Consider the following 23,827-nt stretch of genomic DNA (forward strand, 5'->3'; position numbering starts at 1 on the left):
TGCGCTTCTACAATGGTGCATCTCTACTTTATCAAGGAATGCCATCATGACACAGCAACGACTCGATTTTGTGCAAGCCTCGCCCGACGCCATCAAGGCCATGTATGCGCTGGAAGCGGCCATTGCCAAGCTGGGCGTGGAACACTCGCTGCTTGAACTGATCCGCCTGCGCGCCTCGCAAATCAATGGCTGCGCCTTTTGCGTGGACATGCACACGAGCGACGCGCGCAAGGCCGGCGAAACGGAGCGCCGCCTGTATGCCGTCTCCGTCTGGCGCGAAACGCCGTTCTTCACGCCGCGCGAGCGGGCCGTGCTGGCCTGGACGGAAGCGCTGACCCTGCTGCCGCAGAATCACGCGTCCGATGAAGACTATGCGGCGCTGGCGGAGCAATTGACGCCGGCGGAGATGGTCAACGTGACCCTGGCCATCGGCTCCATCAATACCTGGAACCGCCTGGCCGTGGGCTTTCGCAAGATGCCTGAATAAATCCTGTGTTCGTTCGCGAACAGACGGCTGGCTGACCCCTGCGTAGGCTGAACGGACGATTGATCAGCCAGGGAGCAGCCATGCAAGTAGCTATCGGGGAAGGCGCCGACAAGACGCCGGCACAGCAGGAAGAAGCGCAGGAAGAAGCGCGCCGCGAATTCATCGCCGAACTGTGGCGGCGCTTCGAAGCCTTGCAGGAGTGGGCCGTCAGCCACTGGCCCGACCAGCAGCACCCCCTCAGTTCCGCCGACTTCGTCGAGGCGCGCAAGGAGATATTGAGCTTGCGGTCGCCGGCCGGTTCCCTGAATCAGCCGTCCCGGCAAGATGAAGCGGAACCGGAGCAGGGCGGGGCGCAGTACCAGGATGTGACGCCTGCGCCTTGGCCTTGAGGAAACCCTAAATGAAGGGCCGGGGTCGGACCCTCGGGGTCCGACCCCGGTCTTTGCCCCGGGTTTATTGTTTGTTCGTCACCGCATCCGCCGAACCACCCTGAGCAAACACCCAGCAAACCAAACTCACCAGCAACCCCGCCATCACGCCATACGCCAGGTTCAAGGCGCTGTCGAACAGCAGCGGCGCCACCAGGCCCGAGACGAGGGCGAACAGCAGCATCTGGATGAACGATTGCATCGACGACGCCAGGCCGCTGTTGTTGGGGAAGTGGTTCAAGGCCATCAGGGTCATCGGCGGCATGGCGATCGACAGGGCGAACGAGTAGAAGAACAGCGGCAGCACGGCCCATGGCACTTCGGCGGCAAAAACATAGTTGTAGCCGATGTTGGCGGCGGCGGCCACCAGCATGAGGATGAAGCCGGCCCAGATCATCTGGTGCTGGCTGTAGCGGTGGGCGATTTTCGCCGACAGGGCCGAACCGAACACCATGCCGCTGATCAGGGGAATGAACAGCCACGCGAATGCCGTTTCCGGCAGGTGCAGGATGTTGATGATGAAGTAGGCGGCCGAACCGATGTACAGGGCGAAGCCGCCAAAGGCGGCGCCGATGGCCGTCGACAGCAGCAGAAACTGGCGGTGGCACAGCACCTTCCAGTAATTGACGGCGATGTCGCCCAGGTGGAAGGCGTGGCGCTGCTCCTTCGGCAGGCTTTCCGGCAAGGCGCGCCAGACGACGACGAACATCAGCACGCCGAAGGCCGTGAGGAACCAGAAGATCCAGCGCCAGCCCAGGCTTACCTGCAGCCAGCCGCCCAGCACGGGCGCAATCGCCGGCGCCAGCGCGAACACCATCATGATGTGCGAGAGGATTTTCTGCGCGGCGGCGCCCGAATAACGGTCTTGCACGATGGCGCGGCCGATCACGGAACCGGCGCCCGCCGACAGTCCCTGCAGCACGCGCCAGGCCAGCAGCCAGCCCAGCGACGGTGCCAGCGCGGCGCCCACGGAGGCGATCACGTACAGCGCCAGCGAGACGAGGATGACGGGACGGCGACCGAACGAGTCGGACAGGGTGCCGTAGAACAGCATCATGAAGGCGAACGTGAACAGGAAAAAGCTCAGGGTTTGCTGCACCAGCAGGGGGCTGGCATTGAAATCGTGCACGATGGCGGGGAACGACGGCAGATAGGTGTCAATTGCAAGCGGTCCGACCATCGCCAGGCCCGCCAAGATCCAGGTTAATAATTTAGTCATGTTGAACAGTGTTTTTGTTAGTCCGTCATTTTACGCTAGTGGCAACGATCGGGCTTGATCGCATGCCGCCGCGAGATCGATATGCGTTTTTCGCATATGGAATCTTGGAATTCTTCTTTTGAATCGCGGTGCCTGGCCGCTAAGCTGGGGCGACCCGGCCTGTTTGCCGTTTTTTGGAAGATACGCCATGCACAGCATTTATCCCGCGGCGCCCGCCGACGACACGGCCCACTGGAACCTGGGGCCCGTGATCCAAGCCTTGCGCAGCTCGCGCGAAGACAAGCACAAGATCCGCCATAACGGCAGGGTGCGCGAACTGCCGTCGCGCGAAGCGCTCACCACCATCGTCAACGGCCTGTCGGCGGCCCTGTTCCCCACGCATTACGGGCGGCCCAACCTGACCGATGAAAGCATCGACTACTTTGTCGGCGACACCCTCAACACGACCCTGAACCGCCTCAGCGAACAGGTGCGGCGCGGCCTGCTGTTCTCGGCTCCGGCTCACGCCGTTCCGGCCGGCGATGAGGGTGATGCCGCCAGCGACGACGCGGCCCTGGCGCAGCAGGCGCGCGACATCACGCGCGCCTTCGCCGCCAGCCTGCCCGATATCCGCGCCTTGCTCGTGTCGGACGTGCAGGCCGCCTATGCGGGCGACCCGGCCGCCACGTCGGTGGCCGAGATCATGCTGTGCTATCCGGGCACCATCGCCATCCTGTACCACCGCCTGGCGCATCAGTTGCACGCGCTGGGTGCGCCGTTCCTCGCGCGCCTGATCGCCGACATCGCGCATACCCTGACGGGCATCGACATCCACCCGGGCGCGCACATCGGCGCCTCCTTCTTCATCGATCATGGCACGGGCGTCGTGATCGGCGAGACGGCCATCATCGGCCAGCGGGTGCGCCTGTACCAGGCCGTGACATTGGGCGCCAAGCGCTTCCCGGCGGATGCTTCCGGTGCGCTGATCAAGGGCACGCCGCGCCATCCCATCGTCGAGGACGACGTGGTCATTTACGCGGGCGCGACCGTGCTCGGGCGCATCACCATCGGCACGGGATCGACCATCGGGGGGAATGTGTGGCTGACGCAGAGCGTGCCGCCGGAGAGTAATGTATCTCAAGCGCAGATGCGTAATGATTGAAGAGTGAAATAAAGTAGGTGCTTTAGCCAAACCCCAGAGCTAGGGCTGGGGTCGTACCCTGAGGGTACGACCCCGGTACTTGCGGTCGGGTTTACTTCACCGTCAGGACTTCATACCGCGCCACGGGCACGCCATCCTTCAGCAGCAGCAATTCCTGGTCCGCGTAGCGGTAGCCGTTGACTTCGCCCAGGGTGGTCAGGAGCAGGCGCTCGAGGTCCATGTCCTGCGGCTGGCACATCATCATGGTGCCGGCCATCTGCCCAAAGCTCAAGGTGCTGACGCCATCGCTGGTGTAGCCGCCCATCATCTGGTTGCAGCCGCTGTGGCCGCTGGCGCGGCCTTCGGCCAGCAGCAGGGTCACTTCGCGCTGCTCGGGCGCCTTGCGCACCACTTGCTTGCCCTTCAATTCCTTCAGCTTCCACTGCGTGCCCGTCAGCTTCGGCGCCGGCTTGGCGGGCGAGGTGGCACCCGGCGCGGCGGCGGCAGCGTCGCTGCGCACGGGTGTTTGCGCGCAGCCGGCCGTGATGGCGACGATGGCGGCGAGAGGAATCAGTCTGGCGAGTGTGAACATGGCAATCCTTCTTTAATTGAATGGCACCAGCGTAGCAGATCGGTGCCGCGTCAGCGTGCACGCTTGACAAGCTCACTGCTGTTTTTCCTGCTCCAGCCGGGCCTCGAGCACGGTGCGCGCCGCCGCCACGTAGGCGCGGCAAGCCTGCGGGTCGATGAACGCCTCGCTGCCGGCCGTGGCACTCGCCTCCAGCCTTTCCCACAGCTGCGACGCTTCCGGGTGGGCCGAGATCAGCACGTCGCACGGCAGGTTTTCCAGGGTCTCGAAGCTGTGGCGCAAGTCCGCCACCGCGTTCGGATACTCGCTGCTGGCGCTGAACTTGAAGCCGGGACGCGAAACGGCGTTGAGGCTGTCCGCGTAGACCATGTTCAGGCAGCGGGGGCCGTCGCACGATTGCCACGTCCAGCTCAGGCCTCCGGGTGTGTGGCCCGGCGTGGCATGTGCAGTCACGTTGACGGGGCCGACGTTGAACTGGCCGCCGTCGCGCGCCAGGCGCATGTCCTTGACGGGCGGGTACTTGGGCAGCGCATGGTATTGCGGATCGTCCGGGCCCACTTCGCCCGACGCCAGGTCCAGCGCGGCCGACGGGCTGGCGGCCACCAGCGCATCGCTGCGCCGCTGCAGTTCGGCCAGGCCGCCCGCATGGTCGATATGGCCGTGCGAATTGAGGATCAGTTTCACGTCCTCGATGCGAAAGCCCAGGGCGGCGATATTGGCGATGATCTTGGGCGCCGATTCCGGCAAGCCGCCGTCAATCAGCACGTGGCCCTGCGGCGACGTCACCAGCACGGAGCAGAGGCCTTTCACGCCCACATAATAGGTATTGCCGAAGATGCGGAACGGCGCCTGGTCCGCGTTCCAGGTGGCACAGATGTCGCAGCCTGGCGTCTGCGCCTGGGCGGCGGGGCCGGCCAGCAGCAGCGCCAGTGCCAGCGCCGGCGCGCGCGTAAGAGTGGGGTGCATTGTGATCCTTATCCGTGTTGCCAGGGTGGCGTATGCTGACACGGAACGGGGCCGGACGCAAACGTCACAAGGATGCGGGCGGCGCGTCGCCAGTGTCCTTGTACACCAGTTCGATCAGGGTATCGTCCGCATAGCGGCTATCGCCCACGGGGGCCTGGAAGGATGTGCCGCCGTTTTTTACCTGCAGCGCGACACGACGCTCGCCAACGAGCAGGGTGGCGCTGGCGATGGCCGGATCGCTGTGCGTGCCCATCTTGAGCGCGCCGGCGGAACACCAGTCGGTGGTGCGCAGCTTGGTGGCGATCAAGGTGCGTATCAAAAATGGGATCTCTTTCTTGGCAATGGCGACCGTCACCTGGCATTGCAGGCGCAAGTCGCCCAGGCGGCGCATGCCGGGTGGCACATCGTCGCTGCGGACGCTGGCCTGCCAGCGGAACTGGCCCTGCTTTTTGTTGGTGATCAGGTCCGCATTTTCGCTGTCGGCTTGCGCGCTGCGGGGCAGCACAAAGCTGCCATCGGCCGACAGGGGCAAGTTGATCGTGGTGTCGCTGCCGGCGATGCGCAAGGCCACGTCCTGCATGATGTCCGCCGGAGCATCGGGGCCGGGAATCAGCTGGAAGCGCACTTCGCGCGCCTTGGGCGCCAGTGCATGGTAGTCGTCAAAGGCATCGAGGCCAGCCGCCATCACGCGGTAGGATTTCAATTCCGGATTGCGGATGCTGTTGACGTGGACGGACTGGCCGGTGTCGGCCGGCGCATCGGCGTGCGCCGCGCTGTGGCCGAGGGCCAGGATGGCGAGAACGGGAAGGAAGGAAAAGTGCACGTAGCCGCCTGTTTGTTTTTTGACATGGCAAGCTAACATGAATGACCAGGCTTGTCACTGGGGCGGCGAGCCAGCCTCAGATCGCGTGCGCGGCGTGCAGTTCGCCGAGGATGGTCTCCTTCAATGCGGCCTGCGCTGCCGGCGTGCGCAGGCGCGGCCGGGATGCTGCCACCTCGTAATGGGCGCGCGGCGGTCCGGCGCGCGTATCGAGCATGACGATGCGGTCGCTCAGATACAGCGCTTCGTCGATATCGTGCGTTACCAGCAGCACGCTCAAGCCATGGCGCGCGGCGACGGCGGCCAGCAAGTCCTGCAGCTTCATGCGCGTAAAAGCGTCGACGGCGGAAAACGGTTCGTCCAGCAGCAGGATGCGGGGCTGGCCGAACAGGCCGCGGGCAATCGCCGCGCGTTGCGCCTGGCCGCCCGACAGCTGCTTGGGCAAGCTGTGGGCATGGCCTCGCAAGCCCACTTCCTCGAGCAATTGCGCGACGCGGGGATCGTTTTCGCCACCGGCACCGAGGCCGAAGGCGATGTTTTGCGCCACCGTCAGCCAGGGAAACAAACGCGGTTCCTGGAAGATCAGGCCGATGTCGGCGTGCACGCCGGCCAGCGGCTTGCCGCCCATGCGCAGGGTGCCGCGAAAGTCCGTATCGAGTCCCGCCACGATGGACAGCAGGCTGCTCTTGCCGCAGCCGCTGGCGCCGATCAGGCTGACGATCTCGCCCTGGCGCAGCTGCATTTGCAGATTGTGCAGCACGCGCCGCGCGCCATAGGATTTGTCATGGATGGCAATGTCAAGCAGGGCAGTCATGCGTGGGGCTTTCGTCAGGTGATGGCATAGCTGTCGCGCCAGGCGAGCAAGCGGGTTTCCAGGCGCTGCATCAGGCTGTCGCTGGCCTTGCCCAGCACGGCCAGCAGCACGATGGCGGCCAGCACGATGTCGGCGCGGCTCGTTTCGCGCCCGTCGCTGAGCAGATAGCCGAGGCCCTGGCTGGCGGCGATCAGCTCGGCCGCCACCATGAACATCCAGGCCAGGCTCAAACCGTTGCGCAGACCCGTGAAGATGGCAGGGAGCGCGGCCGGCAGCAGCACGCGCCGCGCCAGCGCGGGCCGGCTCAAACGGTACATGCGCGCCGCGTCGATCAGCTTGCGGTCCACGTCGCGGATGCCCGACGCCACGCCCATGTAGACGGGGAAGAAGGCGCCGATGCCAATCAGGACCAGTTTCGGCGCTTCATCGATGCCCAGCCATAGCAGCAACAAGGGCACCCAGGCCAGCGAGGGAATGGCGCGCAGGGCCTGGAAAGTGGGGTCGAGCAGCGCCTCCACCGCGCGGTTCAAGCCTACGGCCGCGCCGAGCACGATGGCCAGCAGCGCGCCGCCCGCAAAGCCGATGGCCACGCGCGCGGTACTGGCCAATACGTGGCCGGCCAGGCCCTGGCGCGCCAGGTCGGCGATGGTGGCGGCGATGTCGCTGGGCGCCGGCAGCAGGTTGGCGGGGATGGCGCCCGCGCGCACGCCCACTTCCGCCGCCAGCAGCGCCAGGGCGGGCAGCAGCAGGCCAAGCGCCGCGCGCGGCAAGGGAGGAAGCTTGCGCCGGACGCCGGTCTCGTTGGCCTGCGCCGGCGCGGTGAGCGTGTCTCTGGCCATGACCGCTTACGCCTTGTTGATGTAGGGGGAGGCGAAGCGCGTGTCGACCAGGTCCGCGATGGCGCGGTTCAAGTCGGCGCCGGGCTTGACCAGCGCTTCATCGACGAGGATGGGCGCGGCCACCAGCAGGGCCTTCACGTGTTCGTTGGACGGCTGCGGATTGCTGAAGTCACTGCGCAGCTTCACCTGCAGCAGCGCCACCGGCAGGCTGACCTTGGCTTCTTCCGACAGGATCTTCGCCGCCTCGGCCGGGTTGGCGCGTATCCAGGCGCGCGCCCGTTCGTAGGCCTGTATCACCTTGCCCACTTCGGCGGGGCGGCTGGCAAGGAATTCCTCGCGCACGTTCAGGAAGCCGTAGGTATTGAAGGCCACGTTGCGGTAGATCAGGCGCGACCCCGCTTCCAGTTCGCTGGCGGCCATGTGCGGATCGAGGCCGGCCCAGGCATCGACCTTGCCCTGCTCCAGCGCCGCGCGGCCGTCGGCATGCTGCAGGCTCACGTGTTCGATATCGCCGCGTTTCAGGCCCGCCGTCTTCAATGCGCGCAGCAGGAACAGATATGGGTCGGTGCCCTTGGTGGCGGCCACCTTCTTGCCCTTCAAGTCGGCGATGCTGCGGATGGGGCTATCCTTGCGCACGACCAGCGCCGTCCATTCGGGACGCGAAAAAATATACGGCGCGCGGATGGGGTTGCCGTTGGCGCGCGCCAGCAGGGCGGCCAGGCCGGCGCTCGAACCGATGTCGATGCTGTTGGCGTTCAGGTATTCGAGCGCGCGGTTGCTGCCCGCGCTGAGCACCCACTTGATGCTGGTGCCGTCCGGCTTGAACGCTTCTTCCAGCCAGCCCAAGCGGCGCAGCACCAGGCTGGCGGGTGAATAATAGGCGTAGTCGAGGCGCAGCTCCTTCAAGGGCGCCTGCGTGGCGGCGCGGGTAAGGCCGGGCAAGGTGGCGAGGGCGGCGCCGCTGGCGGCCAGTTGCAAGAGGGTTCTGCGTTTCATGGTGTCCTTGAATGGGGAATCTGATCTATATGTCAGGCCGCTGCCAGGGCGGCGTCTGGGGGTGCGATGCTGACCTGGCGGCCCGCGTGATCGGCGGGCAGGCGCGGGCCCTGGCCGAAGACTTTGTGGCGCAAGCTGCCTTCTTCATATTGCGTGCGATAGCGGCCGCGCCGCTGCAGTTCCGGCACGATGTGGGCCACCACGTCGGCCATGCTGTCGTGGGCCACGGCGAAGGCGAGGTTGAAGCCGTCGATGCCTGTTTCATCGAGCCAGCTTTCCAGCTGGTCGGCCACCTGGCGCGCATCGCCGACGAGTACGGGGCCGCGTCCGCCCAGCCCGATGTATTCGGCCGCCTCGCGCACCGTCCACGTGCGATCCGGGTCGGCCTGGCTGAACGAGGCCAGCGCCGAGCGGCCGGCCGGCGAATCGATGTAGTCGATGGTGGCGTCGAGCGGGTAGCGGCTGAAGTCGACGCCCGTCCAGCCGGACAGCAGCACCAGGGCCGCCTCGATATTCACGTGGCGCAGGTAGTCGGCGTGTTTTGCGCGCGCTTCTTCCTCGGTGGCGCCCGTGATGACGAGCGCCTGCGCGTAGATCAGCAGCGCGTCGCCATCGCGCCCGCTTTGCCGCACGGCCGCGCGCAAGTCGTCGGCATAACGCTTGACCACCGTCTTGCTGGGGCCACTGACAAAGGTCGCTTCCGCGTGGCGCGCCGCGAAGCGCGTGCCGCGCGGCGAGGTGCCCGCCTGGTACAGCAGCGGCGTGCGCTGCGGCGACGGTTCGCACAAATGGATGCCGGGCACCTGGTAGTGGCGCCCGGCATGGTTGATCGGATGTACCTTGGCCGGATCGGCGTAGATGCCGCGCGCCTTGTCGTTGACGACGGCGTCGTCGTCCCAGCTCTTTTCCCACAGCTTGTAGACGACGTCGAGGTATTCGTCGGCCAGGTCATAGCGTTCGTCGTGGCCCAGCTGCTGGCTCAAGCCCAGGTTGCGCGCCGCGCTGTCTAAATAGCCGGTGACGATATTCCAGCCGATGCGCCCACCCGTCAGGTGATCGAGCGTGGAGATGCGCCGCGCGAACGTGTACGGGTGTTCATAGGTGAGGGCGCAGGTGACGCCGAAACCCAGGTGCGTGGTGGCCTGCGCCATGATGGGCACGAGGGCCAGCGGATCGTTCAGCGGCACTTGCACGCCGTGTTCCAGGGCCGCATCGAGGCTGCCCCGGTACACGTCATACACGCCCAGCACGTCGGCCAGGAACACGGCGTCGAACAGGCCCGCCTCCAGCAGCTGCGCCAGTTCCGTCCAGTGCGCGGGGTCCGTGTAGCGGTGGCTGCGGTCGCGCGCATGCGTCCACAGGCCAGGCGACTGGTGGCCGACGGTATTCATCTGGAAGGCGTTGAAGCGTATCGTCTTTGCCATGGCTTATTTGGTCACCGAGTTGGCCGCCGTCTGCAACGCTTGCTGGTAATCGGGTTTCGAATAGCCGGCAAAGTGCTTGTTCGTGATGTCGAGGAATTCGCGCGAACGGTAGGCGGCCGCCAGGTCTTTTGCGAACTGCTTGTCCTTGTCCGCCGTGCGGATGGCCACCAGGTTGATGTAGTTGGGCGAGATTTTCTCGGCCACCAGCGCCTCCGTCAGTTTCAGCCCCGACGCCAGCGCGTAATTGCCATTGATGAAGGAGTAATCGGTGTCGCCCAAGGAGCGTGGCAGCTGCGCCGCTTCCAGCGGCAGCAGCTTGATTTTCTTCGTGTTGACGGCGATATCCTTTTCCGACGCGCGCACGGGGTCGAAGCTGGCGCGCAGCTTGATCCATCCCAGCTGGTCGAGCAGCACCAGCGCGCGCGCCTGGTTGGTCGGATCGTTCGGCAAGCCCACCGTCGTGCCTTCCTTCACGTCGTCCAAGGTCTTGTGCTTCTTGCTGTAGATGGCGATCGGCGCCGTCGGGATCGTGATCAGGTCCGTCAGGGCCAGCTTGTGTTCCAGCGCGAATTTCTTCAGGTAGACGATGTGCTGGAAGACGTTGGCATCGAGCGAACCTTCGGCCAGCGCGAAGTTCGGCTGGATGTAGTCATTGAACTCCACCAGCTTGACCTTGTAGCCCTGCTTTTCCAAGATAGGCTTGATGCCCAGCTTGATCTGGTCCGCGTACGGCCCGGCGCTGGTGCCGATGGTGATGTCTTTCGGATCCTTGGCGTGGGCGAAGCTGGCCGCCAGGGCCAAGCTCAAGGCGGTGACGAGGATGCTGCGGCGGGCGATGGTCATGATGGCTCCTTGGTGGGTAAATTATGAATACGCCGTCGGCTCGGGCACCGTGCCTGTCAAGGCAAAGCGTCCCAGGTCGCGCAGCTTGTAGTCGATGGGGTCGTGCAGGGTGTGCACGCGCACGTTGCGCCAGTAGCGGTCGAAGCCGTATCGGGCCGAGGTGGAGCGGGCGCCCGTCAGTTCGAACATCTGGCTGCTGATCTCCAGTCCCGCCCTGTGCGCCAGGCACTTGGCTTCGGCCACGGTCACGGCCAGCAAGCCCCGTTCGCGCGCCGTCACCAGCGCGCCCTTGCGGAACACCTTTTCCAGTTCCTGCGCCGCAGCGTCGGCCAGCACTTGCGCGGGACGCAGCAAGAGCCACAGCTGGCCATAGCGGTGCTGCACCAATGGGTCGTCCGTTGCCTTGTCCACGCCCGAGGCAAACCAGGCTTTCGCCTGTTCGTCCGTGTAGCGGCGCGCCGCCTCGAACGCGCCTTCGGCGATGCCCAGATACAGGTTGCTCATGATCAGTTGCGCGATCTGCGAGCGCACGGTCGCTTGCGGCGTGGCGGCCTGCGCGGGCACCTGCAGCACCAGCTCGCGCGGCAGTGCCACGGCCTGGAAATGCACATTGCCGCTGTCCGTCTGGCGCTGGCCGAAGGCGTCCCAGTCCGCCTGCACGGTCACGCCGTCCTGGCGCGTGGGCAGGGCGGCGATCAGCGCCGTCTGCGTGGGCGCGTGCCAGGCGGAGACGGTCAGCCAGTCGGAACCCACGGAGCCGGAAGAAAAGCTCTTGATGCCGTCGAGGATATAGCCATCGCCGCTGTCGGTGGCCGTGACCCGTTTGTCGAGCGGGTTCAAGGCATTGCCCCAGAACAGGCGCTCGTCGACGGTCAAGGTGAGCAGGCGGCGTTGCTGCTGCGCGCTGCCATACAGCTGCAGGCCGGCCAGCTGCAAATGGTGGAAGCCGAAGACGTGCGCCAGCGCGCTGTCGGCGCGCGCCAGGATGCGGATCACCTGGTAGACGAGGGGCCACGACGCGCCCTGGCCGCCGAATTCCACGGGAATCGACAGGGTCAGCAAGCCCGACTCGCGCAGCCATTCGCGTTCCTGCGCCGCATGGCCGCCCGCCTGGTCGCGGGCATTGGCCGTTTCGGCCAGGCGCGCGGCCAGCGCGGTGGCGATGCTGATGGCGTCCTGCAGGGGTTCCGGCACAGGCGGCTGGGGACGGGCGGCATGGAGAAAAACGCTAGACATGGGTGAGATTCCAGAAAGACGATGACGCCGATATTGCACCGCCAGGCTCACGCCGTACACGAAGAAAACCGCGCATGGATATGCGAAAAAAGCCATGCGGGGATGAGCGCCTTCGCTTGCGGGGCGTCAGGCCCGGATAGTCAAAAAACGCATATCGAAGCGCGAAAGCATTCGTTTTACCGGGCGGCTGATGGCGATAGGCTACAAGCATCCGAACAACGCCACTTTCGACAACCTACAGGGACGGGCATCACATGAGCATCTTGTTATTGGGCGGTAGCCCGCAACTCCCATCGAGTTCCAGCCGCCTGCTGCTGCATATCGGCGAACAGCTGGCGCTGCAGGGCCACAGCTATGCCGAGCTGCATGTGCGCGACTTGCCGGCGCGCGCCTTGCTGCTGGCCGACTACGACGATGCGGCAATCGCCCGCGCCGTGCGCGCCGTGGCCGATGCGGACGCCATCGTGATCGCCACGCCCATCTACAAGGCGTCGTATACAGGGTTGCTGAAAGCCTTCCTCGACCTGCTGCCGCAAGATGGCCTGGCCGGCAAGCTGGTGCTGCCGCTGGCCACGGGCGGCGGCCATGCCCACACCCTGGCGCTCGACTATGCGCTGCGTCCCGTGCTCCATGCGCTGGGCGCCAAGCAAGTCTTCACCAGCATCTACGCGAATGCGCAGCAACTGGCGTGGCACGAAGAAGGGGGCCTGAGCCTGGATGCGCCGATCGCCGACCGCGTGCAGGCCGGCATCGAGGAACTCTCCACCGGCCTGTTCGTGCTGCAGGGGCAGCGTCCATCCGCGCCTGCCGAGATTGCGCACCCCGTGCGTTCGCTGCAAGACCAGCCTTACGCCCCCCACTATCAAGCCGCCTGATTATTCACCGACCAAGGAACCGCCATGACACACCGCCACGCACAACGCCTTTCGCGCCGTACCACTTTGGGCCTGCTATTTGCCGCCGCCGCCGGCGTGATGGCGGCCGGCATGCCGGCCGCGGCGCAGGCGCAGGCCAAAGGGGAGGTCCAGGTGCAGGTGCGTATCGGCTACCAGAAATACGGCACCTTGACCCTGCTGAAAGGGCGCGGCACCCTGGAAAAACGCCTGGCCGAACAGGGCGTGGGCGTGAAATGGACGGAGTTTCCGGCCGGCCCCGTGCTGCTGGAAGGCTTGAACGTGGGCAGCATCGATTTCGGCACCGTGGGCGAGGCGCCGCCGATCTTTGCCCAGGCGGCCGGCGCCAACCTGGTCTACGTCGGCAATGAGCCGGCGTCGCCGGCCAGCGAAGCCATCGTCGTGCCCAAGGGTTCCGGCCTGCGCACCCTGGCCGATTTGAAGGGCAAGAAAATCGCCCTGAACAAGGGTTCGAACGTGCATTACCTGTTATTGAAGGCGCTGGAAAAGGCCGGTGTCGCGTACGCGGACATCCAGCCCGTGTTCCTGCCGCCGGCCGATGCGCGCGCCGCCTTCGAGCGGGGCAGCGTGGATGCGTGGGCCATCTGGGACCCGTTCCTGGCGGCTGCCGAAAAGCAGCTGGGCGCGCGCGTGCTGGCCGATGGCAAGGGCCTGGTGGCGAACTACCAGTTCTACCTGGCGTCGCGCACGTATGCGGAAAAAAATCCCGAGATCTTGCGCATCGTGCTCGATGAAGTGGCCAAGGTCGACGACTGGGGCCGCAACAATCCGGACGAAGTGGCGACGATCCTGTCGGCACAGACGGGGCTGGGCAAGGAAGTCGTGGCGCTGGCCGCCTCGCGCTATGCGTATGGCGTCAAACCCGTGTCCGTCGACGTCATCGCGTCGCAGCAAAGGGTGGCCGATGCGTTTTCCGGCCTGAAGCTGATCCCGAAACCGATTGTCGTCAAGGACGCGCTGCTGCCGGCGCGCCAGCTGGCCACCAGCTCAAAATAAACAAGCAAAGGAAAGCGCACCATGTCATTGAATGTCTTCTGGTTTATTCCCACCCACGGCGACAGCCGTTACCTGGGCACGTCGCAGGGCGCGCGTCCCGTCGATGCCGATTACCTGCGCCAGGTGGCCGTGGCCGCCGACACGCTCGGCTACGACGGCGTGCTGCTGCCCACGGGCCGCTCCTGCGAAGACGCCTGGGTGGTGGCCTCGTCCCTCATCAGCGTGACGCAGAAACTCAAATTCCTCGTCGCCGTGCGGCCCGGCCTGTCCACGCCCGGCCTGGCCGTGCGCATGGCGTCCACGTTCGACCGCCTGTCGAACGGGCGCCTGTTGATCAATGTCGTCACGGGCGGCGACCAGGGCGAGCTGGAAGCGGACGGCCTGTTTGCCGACCACGCCAAGCGCTATGAAATCTCCGATGAATTCATCAAGGTGTGGCGCGCCACGCTGGCGGGCGAGGGCGGCGCGGCCGGCTACGATTTCGAGGGCAAGCATATCCAGGTGAAGGGCGCGAAAACCCTGTATCCACCCGTACAAAAACCGTATCCACCGCTGTATTTCGGCGGGTCTTCGGAACCGGCGCATGAACTGGCGGCCGAGCAGATGGACGTGTACCTGACGTGGGGCGAGCCGCCCGCCGCCGTGGCCGAGAAAATCGCCGACATCCGCGCGCGCGCGGCAAAAAAAGGCCGCACGGTCCGGTTTGGCATCCGATTGCACGTGATCGTGCGCGAAACGAACGAGGCGGCCTGGCGTGCGGCCGATGAACTGATCAGTCACCTCGATGACGACATCATCGCCAAGGCGCAGGCGGCCTTCGGCAAGATGGATTCCGTGGGCCAGCAGCGCATGGCGGCCCTGCATGGCGGACGGCGCGACAAGCTTGAAGTGTCGCCCAACCTGTGGGCCGGCGTGGGCCTGGTGCGCGGCGGCGCGGGTACGGCCCTCGTCGGCGACGGGCCGACCGTGGTGGCGCGCATGCAGGAATACGCGGACCTGGGCATCGACACCTTCATTTTCTCGGGCTACCCGCATCTGGAAGAATCGTACCGCTTTGCCGAACTGGTGTTCCCGTTGCTGGGCAAGGGCAAGGCCGTGGGTGAGCAGTCCTTGAGCGGTCCCTTCGGCGAAGTCATGGCCAGCAATATCGTGCCTGCCGCACCACAGAAAAAGGCGGCCTGAGATGGCGACGGCCACCGTCAAGCGTCCGCCCGGGATGTCATGGCGCAATGCATTCGCGCCATGGGCCTTGCCCGTGGCGCTGCTGCTGGCCTGGCAGCTGGCGGCGCAATGGGGCTGGCTGTCGAGCCGCATCCTGCCCGAGCCGTGGGCCGTGGCGAAAGCCTTCTGGCACCTGGCCGTGTCGGGCGAATTGTGGCTGCACCTGAAAACGAGCTTGTGGCGCGCGACGGTGGGTTTTGCCGTTGGCGCGGGGCTGGGCTTGCTGCTGGGGCTATTGACGGGCAGCTTCCGCCACGCGGAAACCCTGCTCGACACGACCTTGCAAATGGTGCGCAACATCCCCGCGCTGGCCCTGATCCCGCTGGTGATCCTGTGGTTCGGCATCGACGAAACGGCCAAGCTGTTTTTGCTGGCCGTCGGCGTCTTCTTTCCCGTCTACCTGAACACTTTCCACGGCATCCGTTCGGCCGACCAGGGCTTGATCGAAATGGCGAAAAGCTACGGTCTCTCGGGCTGGCCTTTGTACCGCGACGTGATCCTGCCGGCCGCCATGCCCTCGATTCTGGTGGGCGTGCGCTTTTCGCTGGGCCTCGTGTGGGTGCTGCTGATCGTCGCCGAAACCATCTCGGCGCAGGCCGGCATCGGCTACATGACGATGAATGCCCGTGAATTTCTGCAAACGGACGTGGTGCTGGTGGGGATTTTGCTGTACGCCTTGCTGGGCAAGCTGGCCGATCTGTTCTCGCGCCGGCTGGAACGCCACTGCCTGCGCTGGAATCCCGCTTACCGATAGTGACGAAATGAGGAAAGAAAATACCATGCTGCTCGCCCCCATCCAGATCGAAACGGATTTTTTGTCGCACTTCGTGCAGTACGACCCGGCCAGCGCACCGCCGCAGGCCAAGGTAGCGCCGTCCGCCCCCTTGCAACGGCGTGGCGTGCCTTTGGAGCTGACGCAGTTGAGCAAGGCCTATGGCGAACGTCCTGTTTTGAAAAACGTCGACCTGCAGCTGGAAGCGGGCGAATTCGTCGCCATCGTGGGGCGCAGCGGCTGCGGCAAGAGCACCTTGCTGCGCTCGATCGCGGGACTGGAAAGCGTCGATGACGGCAAGGTTGCCATCGGCAGCGGCATAGGCGCGCCCGACATCCGCATCATGTTCCAGGAATCGCGTCTGCTGCCGTGGAAGACGGTGCTCGACAACGTGGCCTTGGGTCTGCCCCGTTCCGTTGGCGCGGCGGCCGCCTCGCTGTGGACGGTGGGCCTGGCCGAACGGGCAAACGACTGGCCGTCGGCCCTGTCGGGCGGGCAGAAGCAGCGCGTGGCGCTGGCGCGCGCCCTCGTGCACGAGCCGCAACTGCTGCTGCTTGACGAACCATTGGGCGCGCTCGACGCCCTGACGCGCATCGAGATGCAGCAGCTGATCGAGTCGCTATGGCTGGCGCGCGGCTTCACGGCCGTGCTGGTGACGCACGACGTGGCCGAAGCCGTGGCCCTGGCCGACAGGGTGCTGCTGATCGAGGACGGCCAGATCACCATGGACGTGCAGGTGGACTTGCCGCGCCCGCGCCAGCGCGGGAATGCGGCCTTCGCCGCGCTGGAGCAGGCTATCTTGTCGCGCGTGCTGCAGCCGTCTCGGCCAGGACAATAAAGCCGTCGCTATCGACGCTTGCCACGATGGCTTCATAATTGTCGATGGCAGGATGGCGCGTGGCCAGCGGGTGCGCATGCGTGGCGGTGACGACGATGACCTTCGCGCCAGCCGCTTCGCCCGCCTCGATGCCGACCGACGCGTCTTCGAACACGAGGCAGTCGGAGGGCGCCACGCCCAGTTTTTCCGCCGCCAGCAAGTAGCAATCGGGTTTTGGTTTGCCGGCCTTGACGTCTTCCGCCGTCACCATGATGGCGGGTATCGGCATGCCGGCCGCCTTCAGGCGCGCCGTGGCCAGTGCCCTCGGTGCCGAGGTGACGATGGCCCATTGCGCGGGCGGCAGCGATTCTAAAAAGCGCAGCGCGCCCGCGATTTCAATAATCCCTTCCACGTCGACGATTTCCGCATCCGTGATGCCCTGCGACTCGCGCTGCGCGTCGACGCCGGGCAAGCGCAGTTTGGCGATGGTGTCGACCGAGCGCGCGCCGTGGATGGTGGGCAAAAAGGCCGCCACGTCGAGGCCCTGGCGCCGCGCCCATGTGCCCCAGATGCGTTCGGCGGCGGCGATGGAATTGATGACGGTACCGTCCATGTCAAACAAAAAAGCGCGGTAGCGGCCGGCGGCCGATGGTGTCGGGGGTGTAGACGGCGAGGGCAGTGCGGACATGGCTTCCTTCCAGATGATGGGCTGGAAGCCATTGTAACGGCAGTCGATTTTTATTTCACAGGTACACCGATTCAAAGCGAGCCACGGGTGCGCCATCCTTGAGCAGGATCAGCTTCTCGCCTTCAAGCTGGTAGCCCGTCACGCTGTTCAAATTGGCCAGTACGGCGCTTTCCAGCTGCATCAAAGGGGGCGGACAGGCCATGCGCGTGCCGGCCAGTTGCGTGAAGCGCAGGGCCGTGCCGGCCAGCGTATAGCCGCCCATGACGCGGTTGCAGCCCGTGAAACCGGTGACCTTGCCATCGTCGGTGAGGGTGATGCGCACTTCGCGCTCCTGCTGCGGCGCCATCGCCACCGGCGCGCCATCGAGCTGCGTCAGCTTCCAGTAGGTATTCGTCAGGCTGGCCTGCGGCGCCAGGCTGGCGTTCGGCCTGGCGCTGTCGCTGGTGGCGGCGCAACCGCCGGCCATGGCGATGGCGGCGGCGAGGGGAAGGTATGTCAGGCGATGCGGCATGGGATGCTCCTGTGAGGGGGAATGCCTGCAGACTAGCAGGTTTTTCGCGCCGCTCAGCGCACGGCAGCGGTCATTGTTTCCATTTTGCCAGTCCTGGCATTAAACTCATGCTTTCTATTGTTTTAACCTTGATAGGGGGGCGGGCCGATGCTGCAAGCGCAAGCGCTGGATAATCGACTCGTCGCCACCACTGCCGACGACGTGCTGGTCGACCGCATCGTGCCCGGCGCGCCGCTGGTGATCGCCTTCGGCTTCGTCTCGTGGACCACGCGTCCCGCCTTCGATTTTTACGGACGCCTGAGAAAGCTGGAGCAGGTCAGCGGCCAGCACCTGAACAAAATCCTCGTGCGCGATTCGGGCAATGCCTGGTACCACCGCCGCATCGCGGGGCTGGGCAACCATGTCGACGAGACGGCGCAAGCCTTGCGCGAACTCGTGCGCCGCATCGCGCCCGGTCAAGTCACGACCCTAGGCCAGTCCATGGGCGCGTACGCGGCCGTCATGTATGGCTTGCTGCTGGACGCGCAGCAGATCGTCGCCTTCGGACCGCTGTCCTTCCTCGACGTGCAGCAGGCGCGCTTGTACCATGAGCTGCGCTGGCTGCCCGTGATGGAGTCGCTGGCGCAAGACCCGCCGGCCTCGGGCTACTACGACCTGGCGGCCCTGTGCCGCGCCAGGGCGACGGACGCCACGCAGCTGCACCTGGTGTTCGGCACGCGGCCTGATACGGCCAACCTTGGCGCCAGCGCCAGCGGATCGGTGAACCTCGACGCCATGCATGCGCAGCGCCTGGCCGCCTTCGGCCGCTGCACCCTGCATCCGTATCCGCATTCGGGCCACGCCGTGGTGCAGCACCTGATCGACACGAAGCGCATCAACGGCTTGCTGGCCAAGTGCATACTCGGTCTTGCGCTGGAAGAGGAGGCCATGCCGGACATCAGCCGCGAGTGGCAGGACTGGGTGGCGGAAAACCTGCGTTTGGGCTGCGCCGGCGAACAGCTGGTGGCCGTGCTGCGGCAGCACGGTTTTTCGCTGGCCAGCAGCATGGCCGCCGTGGATGCCGCGCGCGCCAAGGCCACATGACGCCGCAGTTCGAACTCGACACCCTGAAAATCCGCATCGCCGCGCCCGAACTGGCGGCGCTCGACTTGCGCGTGCGCGTGCAGCGCGCGCTGCGCCAGCTGATACTCGATGGCGTGCTGGCGCCCGGCCTGCGCCTGCCGGCCACGCGCGCGCTGGCGCAGTCGCTGGGCGTGTCGCGCGACACGGTGGAAATGGCGTACGCGCAGCTGCGCCTGGACGGTTATATCCAGCGCCAGGCGGGATCGGGCAGTTTTGTCTCGCCCACGATAGGCGCGAGCCTGCTGGGCAAGCCGGCGGTGGCGCCGCTGTCCATGCCGGCGCAGCCGGTGGCGCTCAGCGCGCGCGGCGCGCAGATTCTCGCCAGCGGCGGCGTGGCCGACCAGCAGACCGTAAAAGCGTTCGCCACGGGCTTGCCGGAAACGCGGGCTTTTCCGCTTGACGTGTGGGAGCGCTTGCGGCGCCAGGCGGCCGGCGAACACCATGTGCTGCTGCACGGCGACCCGCAAGGCGCCGGGCCGCTGCGGCAAGCCATCGCCGACTATGTGAACCTGGAGCGGGGCGCGCGGGCCACGGCCGCCCAGGTGCTGGTGCTGAGCAGCACGCGCCAGGCGTTGTACCTGTGCGCGCAGGTGCTGGCCGATGCGCATGGCCCCATCCTGATGGAAGACCCCGGCTATTTCGGCGCGCGCAAGGCGTTCGAGATGGCGCAGCTGCGCGTCGTGCCCGTGCCCGTCGATGCACATGGCTTGTCCATCGCACACCTGCGCGCGGACCGCAGCGGCGCCAACACGGTGTACGTCACGCCGTCGCACCAGTACCCGACGGGCGCCACCCTGGCGCTCGAGCGCCGCCTGGCCCTGACCGCCTGGGCGGCCGAGCGCCAGGGCTGGATCATCGAGGACGATTACGACAGCCAGTTCCACTACGCGGGCTTGCCGACGGCGTGCGTGCAGGGGCTGGACACGCAGCAGCGCACGATTTACCTGGGCACCTTCGCCAAGTCGCTGTATCCGGGCCTGCGCATCGGCTACATGGTGCTGCCGCCCGCGCTGGTGCAACCGATGACCCATGCGCGCAGCATTCTCGATGGCCACACGCCGCAGCTCGATCAATTGACACTGGCCCGTTTCATCGCCGATGGCCATTTCGCGGCCCACGTGCGCGCCATGCGCAAGGTCTACGCCGTGCGCCGCGATGCGATGGCGCAGGCCGTGCAGCGGCACTTGCCGCACGTGGTCGCGGCGCAGCTGCCGCCGGGCGGCTTGCAGATGCCCTGTCTGCTGCACGAGGACAGGGTGGAGCTGGACACGATACGGCTGGCGGCGCAGGCGGGCATCGTGCTGCCGGGCCTGAGCCGGCTGTACGCGACGCCGCCGGCGCGCGGCGGCTGGCTGCTGGGCTTTGCGGCCTTGACCCCGCACGAGATCGACAGCGGCATCGTCCGCCTGGCCCGCGCGCTCGGTTGATGCTGTCAAAGTGGTCTGCTGTATGTGTTTGAATTGGCCTGCTTGAGCAGTCCATGTGGCCATTAGTATGCTCGCTTTCAATGGCAGAGGCATAGACATGACAACAACCACAACAAGCGCCGCCATGGCCGGCCGGGCGCGCTGGCGCGACCTGGCGTCCCCCGCCATGGCCGCCTTCATTTCCGTCCTCGTCAACTATGGCGGCACCTTCGTGCTGGTGTTCCAGGCGGCCCAGCTGGCCCAGCTGAGCGCCGCGCAGACGGCGTCCTGGGTCTGGTCGCTGAGCATCGGCGTGGGCGTGACGGGCATCTGGCTCAGCTACCGCTACCGCGCGCCCATCATCACGGCCTGGTCCACGCCCGGCGTGGCTTTTCTCGCCACCGTGATGCCGCACACGCCGTATGCCGAGGTGATCGGCGCCTATATGATTTCCGCCATCGGCTTCATTGTGCTGGGCATGTCCGGCGCCTTCGAACGCCTCGTGCGGCTGATTCCTGGCGGCATCGCCGCCGGTTTGCTGGCCGGCATCCTGCTGCAGTTTGGCGTGAACGCGTTTGGCGGCGCCAGCGCCGATCCGCTGCTGGTGGTGGTATTGCTGTTGTCGTACGCGATGCTGCGCCGTTTCACGGCACGCTTTGCCGTGGTGGGCATCATGCTGATCGGCCTGGCCCTGCTGCTGGCGCAGGGGCGCATCGATGCGCAAGGCATCGAACTGGCCCTGGCCGCGCCCGTGTTCGAGATGCCGCGTTTTTCCGTGGCGTCCCTGCTGGGCGTGGCGCTGCCCCTGTTCCTGATCACCCTGACGGGGCAATACATGCCCGGCATGCTGGTGCTGCGCAATGACGGCTATAACGTCAGCGCCAATCCCATTCTGACGGTGACGGGGCTCGGTTCGCTGCTCATGGCGCCGTTCGGCGCGCACGCCTTCAACGTGGCCGCCATCACGGCCGCCATCTGCACGGGCAAGGACGCCCATGCGGACCCGTCGAAGCGCTATGTCGCGGGGCTGGCGTGCGGCGTGCTGTACATCCTCGTGGGTATCTTCGGCGTCACCCTGGCCAGCCTGTTCATGGTCTTGCCGCGCCCCTTCATCACGGCGCTGGCGGGCCTGGCCTTGCTGGGCGCCATCGGCAACAGCCTGGCGCAGGCGATGGCGGACGTGCGCATGCGCGAAACGGCCTTGATTACCTTCCTGGCGACGGCTGCGAACGTGACCCTGCTGGGCGTGGGCGGCGCCCTGTGGGGGCTGGCGGCGGGACTGGCGGCGCACGGGCTGATGCATGGCTGGCGCAAGGCGGCTTGACTACGGCATGGCCATTTTGCCAGCCGCCGCATACAATTGCTGCGCCCGTGCCCGTTGGCACCGTCTTTTCCCGCTGTGAGCGATGGCCGACCTGACTTCCCTGGCGCAGTATCTGCTGGCGATCACGCCCGCCTTCCTCGTCTGCGCCGCCTTGCTGTTGGCAACTCCACGTACCGTGCCGCTGCTGCGCGTGCTCGTGCACATCGTGTTTTTCGTGCTGGCGCTCGGAGCTCGTGTCGGGCCTGCTGTTCGGCCTGTGCCACGCCTTCCTTGCCACCACCGTCACGCAGGTGGGTGCGCCCATCGTCGTGTTCACCGTGATCGAAGGCCTGGTGGCGGGGCTGGTATATTGCCGGGCCGGCTTGTCGGGCGCGTCCCTGGCCCATGGCCTGGCGATTTTTGCGCTGGCCGCAGGCTGGGTGTGAATCCTGTTGTTTCAATTTAATGAAGAGTGAGAAAACGATGCCTGTCAGTTCCTACCTGAATACCCGCCCCGTCGTGGGCGAGCGCGTCTACCTGCATGACACGGCGCAAGTGATTGGCGACGTGCAGATCGGCGACGACTGCTCGATCTGGTGCAACAGCGTGCTGCGCGGCGACGTCAACCGCATCGTCATCGGCGAAGGCAGCAATATCCAGGACTTTTCCATGGGCCACGTGTCGCACAGGAATGCGGCCAAGCCCGACGGTTCACCGTTGACCATCGGCAAATACGTGACCATCGGCCACTCCGTCATCTTGCACGGCTGCACGATAGGCGACGAGTGCCTGATCGGCATGGGCAGCATCGTCATGGATGACGTGGTGGTGGAAAAACACGTGATGCTGGGCGCGGGCAGCCTGGTGTCGCCGGGCAAGGTGCTGGAAAGCGGTCACCTGTACGTGGGCCGGCCCGCCGCCAAGGTACGCGCGCTGACGGAGGCGGAAATCGCCTACCTGCGCTATTCGGCCGAGCACTATGTGCGCGTGAAGAACAATTACCTGGCAGGCCAGGACGACGCCTGATCGTCGGCGTCGCCGAGCCGGCGCAGTTCCGGCCGCGGCGCCAGGTCTTGCGGCAGGCGCAGGCCGGACACGAGGCCCAGGCGCCGCAACAACAGCAGCATCCACCAGCCCGGGTCCCATTCGCCCGGCAGCAGGCCCAGCCGGGCTGAGCCCGGATACGCGTGATGGTTGTTGTGCCAGCATTCGCCCATGGTCAGCAGCGACGTCAGGCGGATATTCCTGCCTTGCACGGCGGCGCCGTCGATGTGGAAGTGCATCTGGCCATGGTTGTGGGCGAAGTAGCCGATCAGCCAATGGCCGAGCACGCCGGCGCTGACCCGCGCGCAGACGCCCCAGCAGACCAGGCCCCAGCCGCCCCAGGCGAAGGACAGCACGGCCCATGGCAGTTGCTGCAGCATCCAGCTTCTTTCCAGGAAACGGTAAAAGCGGTCGTGCGCGATGCGCGGCTCGATGGCGATGTGGGGCGGGTGGTCGAGGTCCAGGCGGCAATGCAGCTGCCACCAGGCATCGCGCCAGAATCCGGCGCCGTGGCGCAGGTAAGGGTGGCAATCGGGCAGGCGCTGCGCATAGTCGCGCAACTCGTGCTGGCGCAGCAGGCCCAGCGGGCCGCTGAGGCCCACCAGCACGCCCAGGTACACCAGCAGGTATTCCAGCCATCGCGGGCATTCAAAGCTGTCGTGGATCAGCTTGCGGTGGCTGCCCAGCGAGTGGCCGAACAGCAGGACGATGGCCGTGCCGGCCGCAAACAGCAGCACGCCGGTCCAGCTGAAGAAGCACAGGGCGCCAGTCGCGGCGCCGGCCAGCATGGCCGTCAGCCATAGCGATGGCAAAGGCGCAAAGCGCACCGTGCCGTGCAGCACGCTATCGGCGTAGGTGGCGCGGGCGCGGTGGCCATCCAGGCTGGCCGCCGTCATCAGCCCTTGGGGGCCGACGATGGTTGCGTGTACTTGTCGAAGTTGGTGATGTAGTCGTTGAAGTTGTCGGTCAGCATGCGCTTGTACTGTTCCGTGAAGAAGGCCACGGCGCCTTCCTTCTCGGCCTGCATCTTGGCCACGTCGTTGCTCTTGCTGGCGACGAGGAAGGCGTTGAAGCGGGCGGCCGCGTACAGCAGCGAGGTGGCCACTTCATTGCCGCCGCTGTGCATGCATTGCTCATTGGCCAGGGCGATGACCTGGTCGGCGCGTTCCCAGAATTCCGGGCCCGGTGCTGGTTTTGTCGTTGGTGTGCTCATAAAAATCCCTCATGAAAGTGCGCGCCAGTCTACACAGGG

27 protein-coding genes are annotated in these 23,827 nt (G+C 65.9%); 13 read left to right on the top strand and 14 right to left on the bottom strand.

What is annotated here, in order from left to right:
* Positions 1 to 46: 46 nt before the first annotated feature.
* Positions 47 to 487, top strand: coding sequence for a carboxymuconolactone decarboxylase family protein (locus tag BLU39_RS10665; RefSeq protein ID WP_034757156.1), 441 nt, complete (start codon positions 47 to 49; stop codon positions 485 to 487).
* A gap of 80 nt (positions 488 to 567) precedes the next feature.
* The gene (locus BLU39_RS10670) at positions 568 to 876 is read left to right on the top strand and encodes a hypothetical protein (protein ID WP_092712734.1); all 309 of its coding nucleotides are present in this window, start codon (positions 568 to 570) and stop codon (positions 874 to 876) included.
* Between the two features lie 64 nt (positions 877 to 940).
* On the opposite strand, the gene BLU39_RS10675 is transcribed toward BLU39_RS10670, so the two are convergent.
* The gene (locus BLU39_RS10675) at positions 941 to 2,134 is read right to left on the bottom strand and encodes a multidrug effflux MFS transporter (protein ID WP_092712736.1); all 1,194 of its coding nucleotides are present in this window, start codon (positions 2,132 to 2,134) and stop codon (positions 941 to 943) included.
* A 187-nt stretch (positions 2,135 to 2,321) separates the two neighbouring features.
* Between BLU39_RS10675 and epsC the strand changes: the two genes are divergently transcribed.
* On the top strand, positions 2,322 to 3,275 hold the full coding sequence (gene epsC, locus BLU39_RS10680; protein WP_092712738.1) for a serine O-acetyltransferase EpsC: 954 nt from the start codon (positions 2,322 to 2,324) through the stop codon (positions 3,273 to 3,275).
* Between the two features lie 91 nt (positions 3,276 to 3,366).
* On the opposite strand, the gene BLU39_RS10685 is transcribed toward epsC, so the two are convergent.
* The 9 genes from BLU39_RS10685 to BLU39_RS10725 all read right to left on the bottom strand — a co-directional run bounded on the left by BLU39_RS10685 (position 3,367) and on the right by BLU39_RS10725 (position 11,781).
* Positions 3,367 to 3,846, bottom strand: a complete 480-nt coding sequence (locus BLU39_RS10685) for an META domain-containing protein (RefSeq protein WP_092712740.1) — start codon at positions 3,844 to 3,846, stop codon at positions 3,367 to 3,369.
* A 72-nt stretch (positions 3,847 to 3,918) separates the two neighbouring features.
* Positions 3,919 to 4,809, bottom strand: a complete 891-nt coding sequence (bla, locus tag BLU39_RS10690; RefSeq protein ID WP_092712743.1) for a subclass B3 metallo-beta-lactamase — start codon at positions 4,807 to 4,809, stop codon at positions 3,919 to 3,921.
* 64 nt (positions 4,810 to 4,873) lie between these two features.
* Positions 4,874 to 5,632: a hypothetical protein gene (locus tag BLU39_RS10695; protein ID WP_092712745.1), complete on the bottom strand. Its 759-nt coding sequence runs from the start codon at positions 5,630 to 5,632 to the stop codon at positions 4,874 to 4,876.
* Between the two features lie 76 nt (positions 5,633 to 5,708).
* Positions 5,709 to 6,443, bottom strand: coding sequence for an ABC transporter ATP-binding protein (locus BLU39_RS10700; RefSeq protein ID WP_092712747.1), 735 nt, complete (start codon positions 6,441 to 6,443; stop codon positions 5,709 to 5,711).
* A gap of 14 nt (positions 6,444 to 6,457) precedes the next feature.
* Positions 6,458 to 7,282: an ABC transporter permease gene (locus BLU39_RS10705; protein ID WP_092712749.1), complete on the bottom strand. Its 825-nt coding sequence runs from the start codon at positions 7,280 to 7,282 to the stop codon at positions 6,458 to 6,460.
* A 6-nt stretch (positions 7,283 to 7,288) separates the two neighbouring features.
* Positions 7,289 to 8,278, bottom strand: a complete 990-nt coding sequence (locus BLU39_RS10710) for an aliphatic sulfonate ABC transporter substrate-binding protein (RefSeq protein ID WP_092712751.1) — start codon at positions 8,276 to 8,278, stop codon at positions 7,289 to 7,291.
* Positions 8,279 to 8,310: 32 nt separating this feature from the next.
* A complete protein-coding gene (locus BLU39_RS10715) occupies positions 8,311 to 9,702 on the bottom strand; it encodes an LLM class flavin-dependent oxidoreductase (protein WP_092712753.1) in 1,392 nt (463 codons plus the stop codon).
* A gap of 3 nt (positions 9,703 to 9,705) precedes the next feature.
* Positions 9,706 to 10,545 carry a MetQ/NlpA family ABC transporter substrate-binding protein gene (locus BLU39_RS10720; RefSeq protein WP_092712755.1) on the bottom strand — a complete coding sequence of 280 codons (840 nt, stop codon included), beginning with the start codon at positions 10,543 to 10,545 and terminating at the stop codon, positions 9,706 to 9,708.
* Between the two features lie 21 nt (positions 10,546 to 10,566).
* Positions 10,567 to 11,781, bottom strand: coding sequence for an acyl-CoA dehydrogenase family protein (locus tag BLU39_RS10725; protein ID WP_092712757.1), 1,215 nt, complete (start codon positions 11,779 to 11,781; stop codon positions 10,567 to 10,569).
* 254 nt (positions 11,782 to 12,035) lie between these two features.
* Between BLU39_RS10725 and ssuE the strand changes: the two genes are divergently transcribed.
* Genes ssuE through BLU39_RS10750 form a run of 5 tightly spaced genes read left to right on the top strand, consistent with a single transcriptional unit; the run spans position 12,036 to position 16,522 of the window.
* Complete coding sequence (gene ssuE, locus BLU39_RS10730) at positions 12,036 to 12,656, top strand: NADPH-dependent FMN reductase (RefSeq protein WP_092712759.1); 621 nt, start codon at positions 12,036 to 12,038, stop codon at positions 12,654 to 12,656.
* A gap of 24 nt (positions 12,657 to 12,680) precedes the next feature.
* Positions 12,681 to 13,691 carry a sulfonate ABC transporter substrate-binding protein gene (locus tag BLU39_RS10735; RefSeq protein ID WP_175539262.1) on the top strand — a complete coding sequence of 337 codons (1,011 nt, stop codon included), beginning with the start codon at positions 12,681 to 12,683 and terminating at the stop codon, positions 13,689 to 13,691.
* A gap of 21 nt (positions 13,692 to 13,712) precedes the next feature.
* A complete protein-coding gene (ssuD, locus tag BLU39_RS10740) occupies positions 13,713 to 14,873 on the top strand; it encodes an FMNH2-dependent alkanesulfonate monooxygenase (protein WP_070218242.1) in 1,161 nt (386 codons plus the stop codon).
* 1 nt (position 14,874) lies between these two features.
* Positions 14,875 to 15,666 carry an aliphatic sulfonate ABC transporter permease SsuC gene (gene ssuC / locus BLU39_RS10745; protein ID WP_175539263.1) on the top strand — a complete coding sequence of 264 codons (792 nt, stop codon included), beginning with the start codon at positions 14,875 to 14,877 and terminating at the stop codon, positions 15,664 to 15,666.
* Between the two features lie 25 nt (positions 15,667 to 15,691).
* Positions 15,692 to 16,522, top strand: coding sequence for an ATP-binding cassette domain-containing protein (locus tag BLU39_RS10750; protein ID WP_092712761.1), 831 nt, complete (start codon positions 15,692 to 15,694; stop codon positions 16,520 to 16,522).
* Here BLU39_RS10750 and BLU39_RS10755 read toward each other — a convergent pair.
* Both BLU39_RS10755 and BLU39_RS10760 read right to left on the bottom strand, forming a co-directional pair.
* Positions 16,479 to 17,189: an HAD-IA family hydrolase gene (locus BLU39_RS10755; protein WP_092712763.1), complete on the bottom strand. Its 711-nt coding sequence runs from the start codon at positions 17,187 to 17,189 to the stop codon at positions 16,479 to 16,481. The genes BLU39_RS10750 and BLU39_RS10755 overlap by 44 nt on opposite strands.
* Before the next feature lie 55 nt (positions 17,190 to 17,244).
* Complete coding sequence (locus BLU39_RS10760; protein WP_092712766.1) at positions 17,245 to 17,700, bottom strand: META domain-containing protein; 456 nt, start codon at positions 17,698 to 17,700, stop codon at positions 17,245 to 17,247.
* 147 nt (positions 17,701 to 17,847) lie between these two features.
* Between BLU39_RS10760 and BLU39_RS10765 the strand changes: the two genes are divergently transcribed.
* From BLU39_RS10765 to BLU39_RS10785, 5 genes are all read left to right on the top strand, one after another.
* A complete protein-coding gene (locus tag BLU39_RS10765; RefSeq protein ID WP_092712768.1) occupies positions 17,848 to 18,783 on the top strand; it encodes a hypothetical protein in 936 nt (311 codons plus the stop codon).
* On the top strand, positions 18,780 to 20,249 hold the full coding sequence (locus BLU39_RS10770) for a MocR-like pyridoxine biosynthesis transcription factor PdxR (protein WP_092712770.1): 1,470 nt from the start codon (positions 18,780 to 18,782) through the stop codon (positions 20,247 to 20,249). The genes BLU39_RS10765 and BLU39_RS10770 overlap by 4 nt, the downstream gene beginning before the upstream one ends.
* A 97-nt stretch (positions 20,250 to 20,346) precedes the next feature.
* Positions 20,347 to 21,552, top strand: coding sequence for a benzoate/H(+) symporter BenE family transporter (locus BLU39_RS10775; protein ID WP_217635068.1), 1,206 nt, complete (start codon positions 20,347 to 20,349; stop codon positions 21,550 to 21,552).
* A 110-nt stretch (positions 21,553 to 21,662) separates the two neighbouring features.
* On the top strand, positions 21,663 to 21,977 hold the full coding sequence (locus BLU39_RS29250; protein ID WP_092712774.1) for a CPBP family glutamic-type intramembrane protease: 315 nt from the start codon (positions 21,663 to 21,665) through the stop codon (positions 21,975 to 21,977).
* 37 nt (positions 21,978 to 22,014) lie between these two features.
* Complete coding sequence (locus BLU39_RS10785; protein ID WP_092712776.1) at positions 22,015 to 22,557, top strand: gamma carbonic anhydrase family protein; 543 nt, start codon at positions 22,015 to 22,017, stop codon at positions 22,555 to 22,557.
* On the opposite strand, the gene BLU39_RS10790 is transcribed toward BLU39_RS10785, so the two are convergent.
* Positions 22,530 to 23,471 (bottom strand): acyl-CoA desaturase, encoded by a 942-nt coding sequence (locus tag BLU39_RS10790; protein ID WP_139178226.1) that lies wholly within the window; start codon positions 23,469 to 23,471, stop codon positions 22,530 to 22,532. The two genes, BLU39_RS10785 and BLU39_RS10790, sit on opposite strands and share 28 nt — an antisense overlap.
* A complete protein-coding gene (locus tag BLU39_RS10795; protein ID WP_092712778.1) occupies positions 23,471 to 23,788 on the bottom strand; it encodes a DUF3144 domain-containing protein in 318 nt (105 codons plus the stop codon). The genes BLU39_RS10790 and BLU39_RS10795 overlap by 1 nt, the downstream gene beginning before the upstream one ends.
* Between the last annotated feature and the right edge of the window lie 39 nt (positions 23,789 to 23,827).

The organism is Janthinobacterium sp. OK676 (assembly GCF_900103595.1).
Lineage (GTDB): Bacteria > Pseudomonadota > Gammaproteobacteria > Burkholderiales > Burkholderiaceae_D > Janthinobacterium.

Excerpts from the sequence above, each read along its gene's own strand:
- BLU39_RS10700 (WP_092712747.1), bottom strand. The coding sequence starts at position 6,443 with ATGACTGCCCTGCTTGACATTGCCATCCATGACAAATCCTATGGCGCG.
- BLU39_RS10670 (WP_092712734.1), top strand. The coding sequence starts at position 568 with ATGCAAGTAGCTATCGGGGAAGGCGCCGACAAGACGCCGGCACAGCAG.
- BLU39_RS10710 (WP_092712751.1), bottom strand. The coding sequence starts at position 8,278 with ATGAAACGCAGAACCCTCTTGCAACTGGCCGCCAGCGGCGCCGCCCTC.
- bla (WP_092712743.1), bottom strand. The coding sequence starts at position 4,809 with ATGCACCCCACTCTTACGCGCGCGCCGGCGCTGGCACTGGCGCTGCTG.
- BLU39_RS10755 (WP_092712763.1), bottom strand. The coding sequence starts at position 17,189 with ATGTCCGCACTGCCCTCGCCGTCTACACCCCCGACACCATCGGCCGCC.
- BLU39_RS10725 (WP_092712757.1), bottom strand. The coding sequence starts at position 11,781 with ATGTCTAGCGTTTTTCTCCATGCCGCCCGTCCCCAGCCGCCTGTGCCG.
- BLU39_RS10790 (WP_139178226.1), bottom strand. The coding sequence starts at position 23,471 with ATGACGGCGGCCAGCCTGGATGGCCACCGCGCCCGCGCCACCTACGCC.
- BLU39_RS10775 (WP_217635068.1), top strand. The coding sequence starts at position 20,347 with ATGACAACAACCACAACAAGCGCCGCCATGGCCGGCCGGGCGCGCTGG.
- ssuD (WP_070218242.1), top strand. The coding sequence starts at position 13,713 with ATGTCATTGAATGTCTTCTGGTTTATTCCCACCCACGGCGACAGCCGT.
- BLU39_RS10705 (WP_092712749.1), bottom strand. The coding sequence starts at position 7,282 with ATGGCCAGAGACACGCTCACCGCGCCGGCGCAGGCCAACGAGACCGGC.
- BLU39_RS10785 (WP_092712776.1), top strand. The coding sequence starts at position 22,015 with ATGCCTGTCAGTTCCTACCTGAATACCCGCCCCGTCGTGGGCGAGCGC.
- BLU39_RS10735 (WP_175539262.1), top strand. The coding sequence starts at position 12,681 with ATGACACACCGCCACGCACAACGCCTTTCGCGCCGTACCACTTTGGGC.
- BLU39_RS10795 (WP_092712778.1), bottom strand. The coding sequence starts at position 23,788 with ATGAGCACACCAACGACAAAACCAGCACCGGGCCCGGAATTCTGGGAA.
- BLU39_RS10765 (WP_092712768.1), top strand. The coding sequence starts at position 17,848 with ATGCTGCAAGCGCAAGCGCTGGATAATCGACTCGTCGCCACCACTGCC.
- BLU39_RS10665 (WP_034757156.1), top strand. The coding sequence starts at position 47 with ATGACACAGCAACGACTCGATTTTGTGCAAGCCTCGCCCGACGCCATC.
- ssuC (WP_175539263.1), top strand. The coding sequence starts at position 14,875 with ATGGCGACGGCCACCGTCAAGCGTCCGCCCGGGATGTCATGGCGCAAT.
- BLU39_RS10770 (WP_092712770.1), top strand. The coding sequence starts at position 18,780 with ATGACGCCGCAGTTCGAACTCGACACCCTGAAAATCCGCATCGCCGCG.
- BLU39_RS10750 (WP_092712761.1), top strand. The coding sequence starts at position 15,692 with ATGCTGCTCGCCCCCATCCAGATCGAAACGGATTTTTTGTCGCACTTC.
- BLU39_RS10760 (WP_092712766.1), bottom strand. The coding sequence starts at position 17,700 with ATGCCGCATCGCCTGACATACCTTCCCCTCGCCGCCGCCATCGCCATG.
- BLU39_RS10675 (WP_092712736.1), bottom strand. The coding sequence starts at position 2,134 with ATGACTAAATTATTAACCTGGATCTTGGCGGGCCTGGCGATGGTCGGA.
- BLU39_RS10685 (WP_092712740.1), bottom strand. The coding sequence starts at position 3,846 with ATGTTCACACTCGCCAGACTGATTCCTCTCGCCGCCATCGTCGCCATC.
- ssuE (WP_092712759.1), top strand. The coding sequence starts at position 12,036 with ATGAGCATCTTGTTATTGGGCGGTAGCCCGCAACTCCCATCGAGTTCC.
- BLU39_RS10720 (WP_092712755.1), bottom strand. The coding sequence starts at position 10,545 with ATGACCATCGCCCGCCGCAGCATCCTCGTCACCGCCTTGAGCTTGGCC.
- epsC (WP_092712738.1), top strand. The coding sequence starts at position 2,322 with ATGCACAGCATTTATCCCGCGGCGCCCGCCGACGACACGGCCCACTGG.
- BLU39_RS10715 (WP_092712753.1), bottom strand. The coding sequence starts at position 9,702 with ATGGCAAAGACGATACGCTTCAACGCCTTCCAGATGAATACCGTCGGC.